Origin of the sequence: Arthrobacter sp. efr-133-TYG-118, assembly GCF_030209755.1 — a bacterium.
In the GTDB taxonomy this organism is placed as follows: Bacteria; Actinomycetota; Actinomycetes; order Actinomycetales; family Micrococcaceae; genus Arthrobacter.
The window spans coordinates 1-14,833 of record NZ_JARVRH010000049.1 but is presented as its reverse complement, the minus strand read 5'-3'; the positions used below and the strand labels follow the sequence as shown (position 1 = coordinate 14,833).

The window sequence follows — 14,833 nt, the reverse complement described above, 5'->3', positions numbered from 1 at the left end:
CAACTCTCAGGGCCCGATTGGCCACCAGGTCCGGCTCCTGACCGGGCGTGATTTCTGGACCACCTGGCCGATGGAGAAGAGTACCGCCGTCGTCCTCCGTTCGGTTTTTGTGGTTACTGGCCGGACGCCGGGTCCGTACCCGGGCTTGACACAAGCGGTCCCAGTAACAGACTTCCTGGCGTGAACTCCTCACCGCATTCCGCACACAACACCACCGGTTTCAGGTCCGCCCCGCAACTGTGCCGGTAAGAAGCGCGGGGCGTCTCGTCGCGCATCCATGTACTGCTCCACGCTGCGAGCGAAATGAGAATGGGCGCGACTTCCGCCCCGGAGGTTGTGAGGTGGTACTCGTAGCGCGCGGGGCGCTCGGAGTACTGGAGACGCTCAATCACGCCACGGTTTTCGAGCGTGCGCAGCCGGTCGGTCAGGATGTCGCGGGACGCGCCGGTATTGCGTGCAATCTGATCGAACCGGTGAACGCCCAACGACATCTCGCGAAGGGCGAGCAGGGCCCACCGTTCCCCTAAAACGTCGAGGCCTGCTGCGATGAAACACGCTCTCGGCGCATTTACTGCCTTCTCGGTCGGCCGATTCATCGTTCACCTGCTTTCAGTACTCTCGCCAAGTATACAGGTTAGTTGGAAAATCCAACTGACTCGGCTAATCTGATGTTCTGCGACCGCGACAACCGCGTCGCCGCCCTATCCGACAGTAGGAGAATCCATGCCACAGCTATCTGGCGCCGTCGTCCTTGTCACCGGCGCGAACGGAGGACTGGGCCTCGAGCTCGTGGAACAGGCCCTCGCCCGGGGTGCTGCAAAGGTGTACGCGACAGCCCGCCGCCCGCAAGAGTGGAACGATCCCCGCGTCGTCCCTCTCACTCTCGATGTCACCGACGCTGACTCGGTCCGGGCCGCCGTCGCCCAGGCCCAGGACGTCACAGTCCTGATCAACAACGCCGGTACGAGCGTCGAATCGGACACTCTGTTGGCACTCTCCGACGAGGAGATCCGCGAAGTCATGGAGACCAACTTCTTCGGACCCGTCGCCATGACCAGGGCATTCGCACCAGTGCTTGCCGCGAGCGAGACATCAGCGGTCCTCAACATCCACTCGGTGCTCAGCTGGATCGCACTCACCGGCGCCTACAGCGCATCAAAGGCCGCGTTGTGGTCAGCGACCAACTCCTTCCGCGTGGAACTGGCACCTCAAGGCACCCAGGTGACGGGCGTTCACGTCGGCTACATGGACACAGCCATGGCCAGGGCCGTGGATGCCCCGAAGACCTCCCCCGGGGAAGTCGCACGGAAGTCCTTCGATGGGCTCGAGCACGGTGATTACGAGGTCATCGTGGACGAGATCAGCGCCGGCGTGAAGCTCGGCCTGTCCGGTCCGATCTCGGGTCTGTACCCGGTCCTGGCATCCAATTCAACGGCATGACCGCGGCAAAGCCTGAAGACCTGCAGAGAACCTAAGGAGGAAAACCTGGTGTCAACGAACGCCTCCGCGCAACGCTCGGAAACCTTCACCTGGATGGATCCGGCAATCGCGCTCGAACAGCTCCCACGGCTGTCGGGTCTGGACTACTTTTCCGGCCTCCGCGACGGCAGCATCGCGCCGCCGCCGATCGCTTCCCTCATGAATTTCGATCTCGTCGATGCGAAATACGGGCACGTCGAGTTCCAGTGCCGGCCGGGAGAAGCGCACTACAACCCCCTCGGAATGGTGCACGGCGGCCTGGCCTGCACGCTCCTTGACACGGTGCTCGGCTGCGCAGCACACAGTACCTTGGAAGCAGGGATCGGCTACACCTCCATTGACCTGGCGGTCAAGTATCTGCGACCCATCACGCTCCGGAAGGGTGCTCTTCGCGCAGAGGGGTCAGTCGTGAAAACCGGCTCGCGCGTGATATTCACCGAAGGCAGGCTCAGCACCGCTGGGGGAGAACTCCTCGCCACCGCGACGAGCACGCTGCTCATCTTCACCCACCAACCAGGCGCTCTGACAAGATGACTGATACCGGTACCGCTGTTGCGCTGACGCCGGCCCCTACGGATCAGGTCTTGTCCCCGGCCGCCCTGTCGGGAATGCCGGCGTTGAGCCGCTTCGGCATTCCCTTGGGGCTTGCCGGTCTTGGCGGCGGCTGGTCCGCCGCGAGGAGCTCTCTCGGATCCCCGATGTGGCCAGAGGAAATCCTTTACGGGGCAGCAAGCTCCCTGTGGTTGATCCTGACCGGCGTCTACGTGGTCCGGGGCCTTCGCCGAAAAGGAACATTCCGGGCCGACCTCCGACACGAAGTGGCAGGGCCCTTTGCGTCCTTCATCCCCTTAGTGGGGATCCTGCTTTCGTCGCACTACAGCCAGTATCTGCCGCCATGGGGCGCTTGGCTGTGTATGGCTTTCATTGCCGCCCTTGCCCTCGTCGCTGCCCAGCTCCTCGCCCACTGGGTCACCGGCGGGGTATCCATGCAATCCATCCATCCCGGCTACCTGCTGCCCGTCGCGGCCGGATCCTTCGTTGCCAGCATCGGGTTCTCAAGCATCCACGCCCATAATGCGGCCATGGCCGCGTTTGGCGTTGGCGTGTTCTTCTGGCTGGTGATAGGAACTGTCGTCACCGTCCGCCTGATGACCGGCGGCGAGGTGCTACCAGCCGCCAAGGTCGGACTGTCCGCCTATCTCGCTGCGCCGGCAACGGCCAACATCGCGTGGATGGTGTCACATCCAGGACCCATCGGAGCGATTCAGCTCGAACTGACAGGCATACTGTTGATCATGGTGCTGATGCAGGTCATGCTCCTCCCCGAATACCGCAAACTTCCCTTCACGCAAATGTTTTGGGTATTCACCTTCCCCGTGGGTGCGACCACGAACTATGCCATCCGCTGGCTTGCAACAACCGACCTCCCCGGCCGGGAGATCTACGCCTGGGCGATTCTCGGCCTTGCAACAGCCTTCACCCTGGCCATCGCCGCTCGCACCGTGCCGACCCCCATCGCCCCAAAGGCAGCGAGACTGGCCGCACCCCAGAGCACGGAAGTGCGCTGAAGCTCCCGCTTCGTGCTTTTCCTGCTCGACCTTCGACGACATAGACACATTGGATTGGGGCGTTCTGCCCCCTAGGACAAGGCGGTGACGGCTAGTTTCCGCACCATGGCCGTGCCGCCTTCCACGCACACGTCGGTGCCCAGGCTCCCGGACGGGGGAAACACTAGATCGCTCAGGACGACCCTGCCGTCTTGGGCGAAGACCTCCACGGAGCAGTGGTCGACTATTACCCTTAGCCGTAGCACGCCGTCGTCGAGCTTCACGGGTACCGACTCGACCGACGGGAACTTGTCGTGGAAGGAGGTGTTTCCGGAGTTGCGGCGATCCAGGGTGAGCCGGCTCGTGATGGCATCGAAGCTGAGAACCGTTACGCTGCTCCCGCTCGATGCGCCGAGAAGCCTGAAAGCAACGGTCCGTGCCGTGCCGGGCAGGATTTCGGCGTCGATCAGTTGGGCTGATCCGGGCACCGCGTCGGGCAGTCTCACCACTGAGTTGTGAACTTCCATGTTCTGGATGGTGCGGGTCGGCTCCCCACAGTCCAAGGGCAGCGCCGGGCGCTGGATCAGGCGCACCAAACCCTCCACCGTCGTGAGCTCGACCTCGCGGGCAAGGGACATCGCGGAGCGCCACGGAGACGTGGGCAAGGAGTTGGCATAGTCCCAGTTGTTCATCCAGCCGATCATGATGCGGCGGTTCCCCGGGGCATTGCTGAAGGAGACGGCGGCGTAATAGTCGCGCCCCCAGTCGAGCCAGAGACAGTTTCTGAGATCCGGGGTCCCCTCGGCATCCGCTGGAACGAGTGAATCAAAGTCGGCGGTGAACTGCACCCCATCGAAGTCCCCGACGAAGTACTGCCCTCCCGAGCCGCCGGCAACGGCACCCGGGTTGATATTTACCACCATGACCCACTTGACGTTGTCCGGGTCTCCGTCGACGGGGAGCGGGAACAGGTCGGGGCATTCCCATTCGCCTCCTGTGGCGTTTGCAGGGCCGAATGTGCTCAGGTATTCCCAGTCTTTGAGGTTGGCCGAGCGGTACAGCACAACCTGCTGGTGCTGGGCCTCGACCGCCACCATGACCCAGCAGGAACCGGCCGGTCCCTCGTGGCGGAACACCTTGGGATCCCGGAAATGTGCCGAGCCGCGGCCAAGCACCGGGTTGCCTGCATATTTGCTCCAGGTTTTGCCGGCGTCCGTGGAGAACGCGAGAGACTGGGCTTGTGTCCCTTGGTGCGCCGAGCCTTCCTTGAAGGCGCTCGTGTAGATGGCCACCAAAGCCGGATTTTCCACTGTGCCGAATCCCGATGTATTGCCATCGTCCACCACGATGCTGCCTGAAAAGACGTCTTCTTCGTCGTCGCAGGCGATGGCAACCGGGTGTTCGGTCCAGTGCAGGAGGTCGGTTGAGGTGGCATGTCCCCAGGACATGTTGCCCCAGACGTTGTCGAAGGGGTTGTTTTGGTAGAAGAGGTGGTAGACGCCCCGGTGCCACACGAGTCCGTTGGGGTCGTTCAGCCACGTGTTCTTGGCTGTGTAGTGAAGTATCGGGCGGATGCTGGGGGCGTTGTCTTCGGCTGGGCCCCCGGCAAGGTGCGTTGTCGTCTCAGTCATCGGAGCTCTTTCGGGAAGTTTGGGCCAGTTCCAGCGATCGGACAAGTTCTGCCCGTGTGGGCGGGTTCGCTCCGTGCCGACCGACCGTTATGGCCGCAGCGAGCGAGGAGGCTGTTCCCAGGCGGCTGAGTTTTCCGTAGCCGAAATCGTCCTCGGGGTCCTCAATGAGGCCGGCGATAAGCGAGGACATGTAGGAGTCGCCTGCGCCGACCGTGTCTTTGACGAGTACTGGCGGTGCCGGCACCTCGATCTCGGCGGCATTCGAACGCAGATAGGATCCGGATGCGCCTTCCGTGATGACTGCAAGTTCTGCCCCGAGATCAAGTAGTCGCCGCGCGACGTCGTGAGGCGACGTGCGCGGGTAGAGCCACTGGGCATCGTCCGAACTCAGCTTCACGACGGTAGCCAGGGCAACTGTGCGTTCGAAGGTCCTGAGCGCTTCAGTGTGGCTGCGGAGCAGTGTCGGGCGGATGTTGGGGTCGTACGTGATCAAGCAGCGGCGGGAGAACAGTCCCAGCAAGGACAGGACCTGGGTTGCTCCGGGCTCCATGAAGGAGGCCAGTGACCCCGTATGAAGCACCCTCGGGAGGAACGCGGGGCTGACTTGGGGGAGGTTCCATTCGAAGTCGAATTCGTACTCTGCGGAACCGCTGCTGTCCAGAAGCGCCCTTGCAGTGGATGTGCGGTCGAGGTGCTCGGCTCCCGGAAGCAGGCGCACTCCCGCGGTGTCCAGGTGCCGTTGGATGGTCTTGCTGCGTTCATCCCTGCCCAGTGCCGTGAGAAACGCGGTGCTGACGCCTAGCCGACCGAGTCCGAACGCGACGTTCATACCCGATCCGCCGGGAAACTCGACGGGCCCTGCCCCGGTGTCAATGATGTCGATTATGGCCTCGCCGACGACGACGACATCTGTTTTAGGGCAGGGTGGAACTGTGGAGCTGTGCATTTCGGGGTCCTTGGAAGGTTGGGCGCGTCTTCTACTGGACGCGCTCGAGGTCAGGTGTTGGCGTGTGTAGGAGAGCCTGGTGCCGCTCTGCTCGACGCGTCTTGATGTTTTGGGGAGGCGACGGAATCGCGAAGGACCAGGGGACAGGGAAGAAGGGTCGGGTGAGCGGCGAATAGCTGCAGGTCGGTCTTTCCCTCGATGGCGTCGATCAGGTTTTCGGTGGCCCAGGCGCCCATTTCGTAGTGCGGCAGGGCGACGGTTGTCAGTGCGGGGTAGATGTTTTCGGCAATAAGTTGTTGGTTGTCGAAACCGACGATAGAGATGTCGTCCGGAATCCTGAGGCCAAGTTCCCCGGCGGCCCGGTACGCGCCCATGGCCATGCGGTCGTTGTAGCAGAACACGGCCGTAGGCCGGCTTGGAGTTTTCAGCAGGCGCAGCGCGGCCTGGTGGCCGCCAGGCACCTCCGAAGCCTCGGACTGGACCAGTTCCTCGTGATAGGGCAGCCCGGCATCTGCGAGTGTGTCCTTGAAGGCCTTCAGCCGGGAGTGGGTTGCCGGCACGTCATCGGTGTTGTTGAGCATGCCGATGCGGGTGTGTCCGGCGTCGATCAGGGTTTGTACGGCCGACCTCGCACCGGCGATTTCGTCGGGGATGACGGAGGAAACGGTGTGGCTGATGTCTTCGGAGTCCACCAGGACGGCGGGGAGTCCGACGAGGTTCTTGGGGACGACCAGTTTGCGGTGATACATCGTGGCGTAGAGGATGCCGTCCACCTGCCGGTCCAGCAGATCCGCCACATCATTTTCCCTGGAATCCTGGGAGCTGGTGCTGGTGGAGTTGATGATCATGATGCGGTACCCGCGGGCACGTGCCGTCTCCTCGGCCCCCAGAATGATCCGGCCAGCGTGCGGGGTGGTGGCGATTTCCTCGCTGATGAACCCGATCATGCCCGAACGTTGGGTGCGCAGGGCCTGCGCCAGCCGGTTCGGGCCGTATCCGAGACGCCGCGCTGCTTCGTGGACCCGTTCCCTCGTCTCCGCCCCCACCCGGGCGTAGACAACGTCATTGAGGACGTGGGAGACCGTTGTGACCGAGACGCCGGCTGCGGCCGCCACGTCCTTGATGCCAACCGACTTGTTCATTGGTCTCCCACGTCCTTATGTTGATGCTGATTCTATGTCCGGGTAATTGCTGCGTACGTTTTATTCGTTCCAGAGGCCCGGCGGCGATCCCGGGGGTCTCGCCGGGCCTGAGCGGGCTATTGGGCGACAAGCGGTGCGTGTATCGCCTGGAAACCGACCGTGGGTGTGGCCCTGAAGGCGTTGACACCCCTGTCTGCGATGACTTGGGCGTCACTTCCGGAATCAAGGATGGTATTCCGGGCTGATGCGGAATCGACCATGACGGCCGTAACGGCGAGTCCGTCCGAAGCCTCGGTCGTCAACAGCGCGTCCACCTGGGCCTCGAAACAGGAGTCACTTGACTTGGCGTGAACGTCCATCGCGACCACGTGGTTGTTGGACACGAAGTTGCCAACCCCCGCCATCAGCCGGATGATGACAGGCGTCGCACCTGCCGGACGGATGCTCTGGGAGTCGATGATCTCGGAGAAGTGGTTCCCGATGACAGAGTTGTTGCTGCCGCTGACACAGAGAAGTCCGAGGAGATCGTCCAGTCCGTTGTCGACTCCCAGGAAGGGCGTCCAGGGCTCATGGTCGCGCAGGAAGTGATTCGTGGCGACGAGGTTTTCCGAACTGTTCGCTGCGAGAATCACCATGCCGGGGTAGAACGAATGCAAACGGTTGTTGGTGACGCTTGAACGCGTGACGCTGTCGAGATGGATGCTGCTCGCGCCACGGGGGAAGACGTTGTTCGCGGTTATCAGGAGCCCGCCATGGTTCTCGGCGTAGATCGAGTGGCCCTTAGGCCCTGCTCCGACGAGGTTGTCGGTGATCTTTGATGCCTGTCCCCACCCGCGCAGCTCGATGCAGCTTCCGCATTCGGCGATGAAGTTGTCGTGAATGGAAAGCGCGTCCGCGTTGTAGATGGTGAGGGCGTTCTCGAGGTAGACGAACCCCATGCCGGTCACGCGGAATGAGTCATTGGCGTTCGCGACATAGATACCGGTTTTGCCGTTGACGTAGGTGTTCTCCGGATGCATCCCGGAGCCATCCGGGGTGAAGTGCAACCCGTCGATGCAGAAGTTGGAGAACTCGACCGAGCTGATCCGCGGGCTTCCGCTCCGCCCGACGTAGAAGGCGGCTCCCTTGGATTCCTCCCCGTCTCCGCCGAGGGGAAGGTCGACGAGAATGCGGCTCCCTCCGGGCCAGAGCTCATGCAAGTCGGGCCATTCGTCTTCGGGAACGTTGAACCGGATGCTGGAGGAGGTAAAGCCGTGTCCGGAGCCCTGGATCTTGAGGAAGCTGACGTCGATGACCACCTGCGTACGAAGGTGGTAGTCCCCGGGCGGAAGGTAAATTACCGCCCCTGGCTTTCCTCCGTTGTTGGCATCGGTGGCCGTCTGCCGGTCCTTGATGTCGGCGATGATGCTGTTGATTACCGCACCGACGTCCTCGGACGGATTGCCGACGCGCCATGTAGTCACGTCGTAGTAGTTGTTGCTTGACATGGGTTCTTCCCGTTGTGTTGTGGTTTCTCAGCCCTTGACGGCGCCGAGCGTCATGCCTGCGACGATCTTGCGCTGCAAGAGAAGAGTGAGAAGGATGACGGGGATCGAGTAGACGGCCGCGAGGGCTGTCATGGATCCCCAGTCCAGTCCGAACTGGGTCTGGAAGTTTGCGATGACGACGGGGGTGGTCTGGGACCGGACGGCGGTCATGAGCAGTGCGAACAGGAATTCGTTCCAGGACGCGAGGAAGGCGAAGATCGCGGTAACTGCGATGCCTCCGGAGACGACCGGGATGACTACCCGCCATAGGGCTCCGAGCCGGCTGCAGCCATCCACTGTCGCGGCTTCCTCCAGATCCTGGGGTACGGCTTCGAAGAAGCTGGACATGAGCCAGATGGATAGCGGCAGAGAGATGGTGGTGTGCGCTATGGACAGGGCGATCGGGGTGTCCGCGAGACCTACGGAGGCCATCATGGACGCCAGCGGGATGCCGATGGCTACCGGCGGGACCATGCGGGTGACCAGTGCGGCCATGATGAACACGCGGCCGCTTCGGGTCTTGTAGCGTGTGATGCCGTAGGCCGCCGGGACTGCGAGGACCAGGGACAACAGGGTGCTGATGACGGCCGTCTGGATGCTGTTGATGAACGACGCCGGCACGCCTCCGCGGCCCAGGGCATTGACGTAGTTATCCAGCGTCCACACTTTGGGCAGGATGGTCGGCGGAACGGCAATCGTGTCGATCGGCGTCTTGAAGGACGTGAACAGCAGGTACAGGAACGGGAAGCCGTAGATGACGAGGGAGGCTGCGAGCAGGATCCACAGGATGGTCCGCGTGCTGCGCTTGCCGGCTTCGAGTCCTTCGCGATTGACGCCGCGGCGCCTGCGGCCCCCGCCGGTCCGTGGAGGTTCCGTTGTGGTCTGCTGTGCAGGGATGGTTGGACTTTCCATAGTGCTCATCAGGTGTCCTTTCCTGGCCGCCAGATTGTGGTGACGGCGACGAAGGCTATGGCGAGCATGGCCAGCAGGTAGATGGTGCCCATTGCGCTTGCGAGGCCAGGGTCGCCGAAGCGGATCATGGTCTGGTAGATGAGCAGGCTCATGGTTTGGGAAGCGGACTGTGGTCCACCGTTGGTCTGGATGAGGATGGTGTCAAAGGCCCGTGCCGCGTCGATGCCGCGGACCACCAGCGCGACGGCGATGACCGGCCGGAGCAGCGGGAGGATGATGCGGAACAGCAGGGACGGTGCGCGGGCGCCGTCGAGCCTGGCAGCCTCGATGAGGTCTCCCGGGATGTTCTGCAGCCCCGCGAACAACACCAGGCACATGAACGAGGTCGTGAGCCAGATGTCCGGGATGGCGACGGAGAACAGGACGATGTCCGGGTTCGACAGCCAGCCGATCTGGTTTGGATTCTGCAGGATGCCTGCCTGGCTGAGCAGGGTGCCGAGCAGGCCGAAGTTGTCGATCATGAGGAACTTCCACAGCAGGCCGGCCACGATCGGAGCGATCATCAGCGGGTACAGGAACATGGTCCGCCACACCTGGGATTTCCGGCCCAACGTGGTGAACAGGAGGGCCATGCCCAGGCCCAAGGCGAACTCAAGGGTCACCACCATCAGGGTGTAGGCGAGGGTCCGCCATCCGGCACCGATGAAGGCATCGGATGTGAAGGCGCGGACGTAGTTGTCCAAGCCCACGAAGTCACGGGGCCCCCCGACGATCGGGGAGATCTTGAAGAAGCTGTCCGTGACCAACCGGAACAGCGGGTAGGCAACAAAGACTGCGAGGAACAACGCCGCCGGCGTCATCAGGTAGAGGGCGAAGCGGCGATCAGGGATGCGCACGGGATTCTCTTCCGCTGGTTGGGGCCGCGGCCGGCAACGCCATGGGCTGCTGCCGGCCGCGGAGTCTTACTTAAGGAGGGCTTGGATCTTGGACTTGGCGTCCGCCAGCAAGGTCGTGCTGTCTCCGCCGGCGACGGCCTTCTGGAGCATCGGAACCAGCACGGTGTCGACGATTTGCTGCCACTTTGCCGTTGCCGGACGGGTCGCCGTCGCGGGAGCGTTAAGTGTTTCGATCAGCGGCTTGAAACTCTCGTAGCCGGGCTGGTCCTGGTACTTCTGGAAGGCGGAGACTCGTGCCGCCAGGCCAAGGCTTGACTGGATGGCCAGATCATTGTGGTCGAAGGCGCACTTGACGAACTTCTTGGCAGCGTCCGTGTTCTTGGTTGCCTTGGGTACTGAGAGGTACCAGGGGCCGGGAACACCGGCAACACCGGCGGACCCGCCGATCATCGGGGCTGTTCCGACCTTGCCGTAGACGGGGGAGTCCTTGGGGATCTGCCGGTAGGCATGGGCCCAGAACTGCGTCATGGCTGTCTTGCCCTGGTTGAAGAGGTTCTGGGCGGCGGCCCAGTCGACCTGGGCCGCTCCGGCCGGTGCGTCCTTGACGAGACTGGTGTAGAAATCCAGCGCTTGTTTGTGGGCCGCATTGTCGATGACCACGTTGTTGTTGCTATCCAGGACCATGGGCGATCCCGCCTGGAGCACGTGGGCGAGGTACTCGGTCTCAACGCCGCCCTTGACGTCCGTGCCGTACATGCCGTCTTTGGTGAAGAAGGCGGAGATGTCCTGATACTGCTGCCAGGTCTTCGGCGCGGCGAGGTCGTAGCCGTACTTGGCCTTGAAGTCGGCCTTGTTCTTGGCGTCCTCAAAGAGGTCTTTGCGGTAGAGGACTATCTCGGCGTTGGTCCACGCCGGCATGCCAATGAAGTGGCCATCGACGTTGGCTTCCTTGACCAGCGAAGGGAAGATATCCTTCTTCGCCTCGTCCGTGAAGAGCTCATCGATGGGCTGCAGGGCGTCCTTGAAACTGGGCAGCCAGACGGAGTCCAGGGCCGCAACATCGAAGGAGACACTGCCGGAAGAGAACTCGCTGGAGAGACGGTTGAAAAGGCCGTCATAGGGGAGTTCAACGAAGTTGACGTTGACCCCGGTGTCCTTCTTGCACTGGTCGGCAATCGGCTGCAGTTCTGCATGGCCGCCGGCCTCCACCAGGACGTTGATGGAACTGCCCGCGGCGCCCCCGGACGTCGCCGGGCCTCCTGCGCCGCATGCGGTCGCGGCCAGGATCACAGCGGTTGAAAGGCTACCTATAGCGGCAAGCCTGGAGATTGTTTTTCGAGAGGACATCGCTGTCGACTCCCTTTCTCGGGAATGGAACACGAAGACTGGATGGGGATTGAAAAACCGTTTTGCCAAAACGACTTGGCATCAGATTACGCGGAGAGCGCGGAGGGTGTCAAGGGTCACACGGCGCGGTCAGTCCGCTCGCATTCGTGCGGCCATCCGGTGCCCCGGCCCGGAGCTTTGCGGCCCAGTGCCGGGACCGTTCGGAAGCGGAAGCCCCGGTGATGCGGTCAGAGGTGAGGTGCGTCGGCACTGCCAAACACTTCAGTCCGAATTTTGGCGTTGACAGCCGGTATGCCGTGCTCCTAGTGTCATCTCTCGTTAGCCCAAACGGTTTGGCATTTCAGCTGGGCAACAGTCCAATGTGGGACATTCACCGTTTCCCAAGAATGAGCGCGTGATGCCGCCGAAGCAGATGACAAGGGCAGTCAAGCCTTCGGCCGGCCGACCCGGTAGTGCCTGATTCTGAACAGCAGCAGTCTTATCTCATAGAGGAGAACCCGTGGTAACTGGCAAGAATCTAGAAAAAGAGAATCCAAGCCGCCGCCGGCTGATCGGGGCGGGAGCCGCCGGAACGCTGGCGGCTGCCTTGACCCTTGGAACAATGCAGAATGCCAATGCCGCCGACGGCCAGCAGGGCGCACCCCTCCATTCGCCCAATACTTACGACGTAACCACATGGAGGATCCAGGCGCACCCGGAGGTCACCGCGCAGTCCGACATCGGGGCGGTCATCAACGACATCATCGCCGACATCAAGCAACGGCAGACGTCCCCGGACGCGCGTCCCGGAGCCGCGATCATTATTCCTCCGGGCGACTACGACCTGCACACCCAGGTCGTCGTCGACATAAGCTACCTGACAATCGCAGGCTTCGGGCATGGCTTCTTCTCCCGAAGCATCCTCGACAACTCGAACCCGACCGGATGGCAGAACCTCCAGCCCGGAGCCAGCCACATCCGCGTCCTGACCTCTCCGAGTGCGCCCCAGGCATTCCTCGTCCGCCGGACAGGGGATCCCCGTCTTTCAGGAATCGTGTTCCGGGACTTCTGCCTCGACGGGGTCGGTTTCACCCCCGAGAAGAACAGCTACCACAACGGCAAGACCGGAATCGAAGTCGCCTCCGACAACGACTCCTTCCACATCACCGGCATGGGATTCGTTTACCTCGAACATGCCCTGATCGTGCGCGGCGCCGACGCGCTGCGCGTCAACGACAACATGATCGCCGAATGCGGCAACTGCGTCGAGCTCACCGGGGCCGGGCAGGCCACAATTGTCAGCGGCAATCACATGGGCGCCGGCCCTGACGGGGTCACGCTCCTGGCCGAGAACCACGAGGGCCTCCTCGTCACGGGCAACAACCTCTTCCCCCGCGGCCGCAGCCTCATCGAACTCACCGGCTGCAACCGGTGCTCAGTCTCCTCGAACAGGCTCCAGGGCTTTTACCCGGGCATTCTCCGTCTGCTGAACGGGTGCAAGGAGAACCTCATCACGGCCAACCACATCCGCCGGACCAGCGAGGGGTACCCGCCGTTCATCGGCCGCGGCAACGGCCTCGACGACCTCTACGGCGTCGTTCATGTCGAGGGAGACAACAACCTTATCTCGGACAACCTCTTCGCCTACAACGTCCCGCCCGGCAACATCGCCCCGGCAGGCGCCCAGCCGACCCAGATCCTGATCGCCGGCGGGGACGCCAACGTGGTCGCGCTCAACCACGTGGTCAGCGACGTCGCTTCCCAGCACGTCGTTCTCGACGCATCCACCACCCACTCGAAAGTGCTCGACAGCGGGACAGCCTCCCAGATCACTTCGTACAGCACGGACACCGCTATCCGGCCGACCCCTTGACGGACGAAGGCGCGCCGGGAGCGCGTCCCGAGGCATGGCTTCCGTCCTTGGGGCGCGCTCCCGCGTATTGATCTGCCCGGCCTGGTGCTGAGGGCAAGGCACCTTCCCCGACAGGCTCGGGTCAGGGATGTCGGAAGAAATATTGCGGCATTTCCTGACTTACGGAAAGGAACATCATGATTCACGTAAACCAGAGCCCTCCCGCACCGAACGGCACGCGGGTCGTCATTACCGGTGCCGTTGGGAATATTGGCCGTGGCCTCGCACCACGTCTCTTAGCCGCTGGATACGAGTTGACCCTCTCCGACCTTAAAACCGTCGACGGACTGGTTGCGGAAGCACGCTTCGCCGCAGCGGACGTCCGGATGGAGGAAGGACTCCAGACGGCGATGGTCGACGCCGACGTTCTCGTGCACTTGCCGGCACTGCACGGCATCCACGCCGTCGATCACACCGAAACGGAATTCTGGGAACTCAACGTAAATGGCACATTCCGCACCCTACAGGCGGCCATCACCGCCGGCGTCAGGAAAGTGGTCTGGCTTTCCTCGCAGGCATGGCATGAATCCAACGGCGTCTACGGATTCACAAAAGTCATCGGAGAGCAGCTTCTCGAATACCATCGGAGGCGCCACGGCATCTCATATGTTGCGGTCCGTCCCGCTTCGCTGGTGCCCTGGACAGACTGGGCCCGTGACTATGGACGCGGCCTGCTCTACGAGCGTGTGGATCGCGATGACGTGCTGGACGCAATTCAGCTTTCAGTGGACTGGGTGGCAGTAAACGACGGCGGTCTGGTGCTGGATGCCCATCATCCGGACGCAGTGCAGGCCGATGATCTGCGCGATTGGAGGCATGATCCAGTCGGCACTGCAGACCGCCTCTTTCCTGGGGCGCGGGCCGTCGTCGAGCGGTTCGGCCTCGACATTTCGGCACCTCCCGTCCGGCCCAGGAAGCTCGGTTGGACCGAGGTTGGTTACGTGCCGAGCCGTAACTTTGGTACATGGATCAAAGAAGTCGCCGGACTCAGCGACGATCAGGTGAGAGCACGAACCAGCGACTACTGAGCGCCATCGAGTCAAGGAGGGTACACCGACAGGCCGGCCCTGGAGGGCCGGCGCCTCGTCAGGGGTGCCGTTTCCGGACGGCGTCCCTGGCTCGGGCATGCTGAGGCTATCCGAACGGGCGGTGATTGTGGTGCGCCGGTGCGACGGATGTTCCTACCCGGCGATCGGTAGGGAGCTGGGCCGCCGGCCCCGGAATCCCTGCTCGCCCACAGACTATGTGCGCGGTTCGTCGAGTCCGCGTTCCTCGGACGATAAGACAGCTGCAGATCAGCCACGGACGGTCTATCAGGCTGTTTGCCAGGCGCTCGTTGCGTGCCAGCGAGGCCGCGATACGGGCAAAGCAGGGTGTTGACAGTGTCAACATTTCAGGCTTCGGATCGGGTCGTACATCGGCCGGACTGGCCCGTACTGTCTATGTTTTCTGAACTTCCCTGTGATGCTCCTATGGTTGTCAATTCGTTTTTTGAGTGCCCTGCTCCTCGAGCCAT

General features: G+C 62.6%; 13 protein-coding genes and 1 pseudogene. 6 read left to right on the top strand and 8 right to left on the bottom strand.

From position 1 onward, the window contains the following. Window positions 1-113: 113 nt before the first annotated feature. Complete coding sequence (locus QRN59_RS24370) at window positions 114-596, bottom strand: winged helix-turn-helix transcriptional regulator (protein WP_284985002.1); 483 nt, start codon at window positions 594-596, stop codon at window positions 114-116. A gap of 127 nt (window positions 597-723) precedes the next feature. On the opposite strand from QRN59_RS24370, the gene QRN59_RS24365 reads away from it, so the two are divergent. Genes QRN59_RS24365 through QRN59_RS24355 form a run of 3 tightly spaced genes read left to right on the top strand, consistent with a single transcriptional unit; the run spans window position 724 to window position 3,047 of the window. Next, complete coding sequence (locus QRN59_RS24365; RefSeq protein WP_284985001.1) at window positions 724-1,440, top strand: SDR family oxidoreductase; 717 nt, start codon at window positions 724-726, stop codon at window positions 1,438-1,440. A gap of 48 nt (window positions 1,441-1,488) precedes the next feature. Continuing rightward, complete coding sequence (locus tag QRN59_RS24360) at window positions 1,489-2,013, top strand: PaaI family thioesterase (RefSeq protein ID WP_284985000.1); 525 nt, start codon at window positions 1,489-1,491, stop codon at window positions 2,011-2,013. Continuing rightward, window positions 2,010-3,047: an SLAC1 family transporter gene (locus QRN59_RS24355; protein WP_284984999.1), complete on the top strand. Its 1,038-nt coding sequence runs from the start codon at window positions 2,010-2,012 to the stop codon at window positions 3,045-3,047. The genes QRN59_RS24360 and QRN59_RS24355 overlap by 4 nt, the downstream gene beginning before the upstream one ends. A 71-nt stretch (window positions 3,048-3,118) precedes the next feature. On the opposite strand, the gene QRN59_RS24350 is transcribed toward QRN59_RS24355, so the two are convergent. The 7 genes from QRN59_RS24350 to QRN59_RS24320 form a co-directional block, all read right to left on the bottom strand. Beyond that, window positions 3,119-4,657: a glycoside hydrolase family 32 protein gene (locus QRN59_RS24350; protein WP_284984998.1), complete on the bottom strand. Its 1,539-nt coding sequence runs from the start codon at window positions 4,655-4,657 to the stop codon at window positions 3,119-3,121. Next, window positions 4,650-5,603: a carbohydrate kinase family protein gene (locus QRN59_RS24345; protein WP_284984997.1), complete on the bottom strand. Its 954-nt coding sequence runs from the start codon at window positions 5,601-5,603 to the stop codon at window positions 4,650-4,652. Before QRN59_RS24345 ends, QRN59_RS24350 begins: the two co-directional genes overlap by 8 nt. Before the next feature lie 50 nt (window positions 5,604-5,653). Continuing rightward, window positions 5,654-6,745: a LacI family DNA-binding transcriptional regulator gene (locus QRN59_RS24340; protein ID WP_284984996.1), complete on the bottom strand. Its 1,092-nt coding sequence runs from the start codon at window positions 6,743-6,745 to the stop codon at window positions 5,654-5,656. Window positions 6,746-6,861: 116 nt separating this feature from the next. Next, window positions 6,862-8,232: a NosD domain-containing protein gene (locus QRN59_RS24335; RefSeq protein WP_284984995.1), complete on the bottom strand. Its 1,371-nt coding sequence runs from the start codon at window positions 8,230-8,232 to the stop codon at window positions 6,862-6,864. Window positions 8,233-8,259: 27 nt separating this feature from the next. Continuing rightward, on the bottom strand, window positions 8,260-9,183 hold the full coding sequence (locus tag QRN59_RS24330; protein ID WP_502871111.1) for a carbohydrate ABC transporter permease: 924 nt from the start codon (window positions 9,181-9,183) through the stop codon (window positions 8,260-8,262). Window positions 9,184-9,191: 8 nt separating this feature from the next. Continuing rightward, the gene (locus QRN59_RS24325) at window positions 9,192-10,079 is read right to left on the bottom strand and encodes a carbohydrate ABC transporter permease (RefSeq protein WP_284984993.1); all 888 of its coding nucleotides are present in this window, start codon (window positions 10,077-10,079) and stop codon (window positions 9,192-9,194) included. A 66-nt stretch (window positions 10,080-10,145) separates the two neighbouring features. Then, the gene (locus QRN59_RS24320) at window positions 10,146-11,426 is read right to left on the bottom strand and encodes an ABC transporter substrate-binding protein (protein ID WP_284984992.1); all 1,281 of its coding nucleotides are present in this window, start codon (window positions 11,424-11,426) and stop codon (window positions 10,146-10,148) included. A 499-nt stretch (window positions 11,427-11,925) separates the two neighbouring features. On the opposite strand from QRN59_RS24320, the gene QRN59_RS24315 reads away from it, so the two are divergent. The 3 genes and pseudogenes from QRN59_RS24315 to QRN59_RS24695 all read left to right on the top strand — a co-directional run. Beyond that, the gene (locus tag QRN59_RS24315) at window positions 11,926-13,278 is read left to right on the top strand and encodes a NosD domain-containing protein (protein ID WP_284984990.1); all 1,353 of its coding nucleotides are present in this window, start codon (window positions 11,926-11,928) and stop codon (window positions 13,276-13,278) included. A gap of 176 nt (window positions 13,279-13,454) precedes the next feature. Next, entirely contained in the window at window positions 13,455-14,345 is an 891-nt protein-coding gene (locus QRN59_RS24310; protein WP_284984989.1) for an NAD-dependent epimerase/dehydratase family protein, read from the top strand. After that, window positions 14,335-14,529, top strand: a pseudogene (locus tag QRN59_RS24695) (helix-turn-helix domain-containing protein); the annotation flags it as partial. The gene QRN59_RS24310 and the pseudogene QRN59_RS24695, both read left to right, overlap by 11 nt. Window positions 14,530-14,833 lie beyond the last annotated feature (304 nt).

Excerpts from the sequence above, each read along its gene's own strand:
- QRN59_RS24355 (WP_284984999.1), top strand. The coding sequence starts at position 2,010 with ATGACTGATACCGGTACCGCTGTTGCGCTGACGCCGGCCCCTACGGAT.
- QRN59_RS24310 (WP_284984989.1), top strand. The coding sequence starts at position 13,455 with ATGATTCACGTAAACCAGAGCCCTCCCGCACCGAACGGCACGCGGGTC.
- QRN59_RS24335 (WP_284984995.1), bottom strand. The coding sequence starts at position 8,232 with ATGTCAAGCAACAACTACTACGACGTGACTACATGGCGCGTCGGCAAT.
- QRN59_RS24320 (WP_284984992.1), bottom strand. The coding sequence starts at position 11,426 with ATGTCCTCTCGAAAAACAATCTCCAGGCTTGCCGCTATAGGTAGCCTT.
- QRN59_RS24340 (WP_284984996.1), bottom strand. The coding sequence starts at position 6,745 with ATGAACAAGTCGGTTGGCATCAAGGACGTGGCGGCCGCAGCCGGCGTC.
- QRN59_RS24345 (WP_284984997.1), bottom strand. The coding sequence starts at position 5,603 with ATGCACAGCTCCACAGTTCCACCCTGCCCTAAAACAGATGTCGTCGTC.
- QRN59_RS24370 (WP_284985002.1), bottom strand. The coding sequence starts at position 596 with ATGAATCGGCCGACCGAGAAGGCAGTAAATGCGCCGAGAGCGTGTTTC.
- QRN59_RS24350 (WP_284984998.1), bottom strand. The coding sequence starts at position 4,657 with ATGACTGAGACGACAACGCACCTTGCCGGGGGCCCAGCCGAAGACAAC.
- QRN59_RS24365 (WP_284985001.1), top strand. The coding sequence starts at position 724 with ATGCCACAGCTATCTGGCGCCGTCGTCCTTGTCACCGGCGCGAACGGA.
- QRN59_RS24330 (WP_502871111.1), bottom strand. The coding sequence starts at position 9,183 with ATGGAAAGTCCAACCATCCCTGCACAGCAGACCACAACGGAACCTCCA.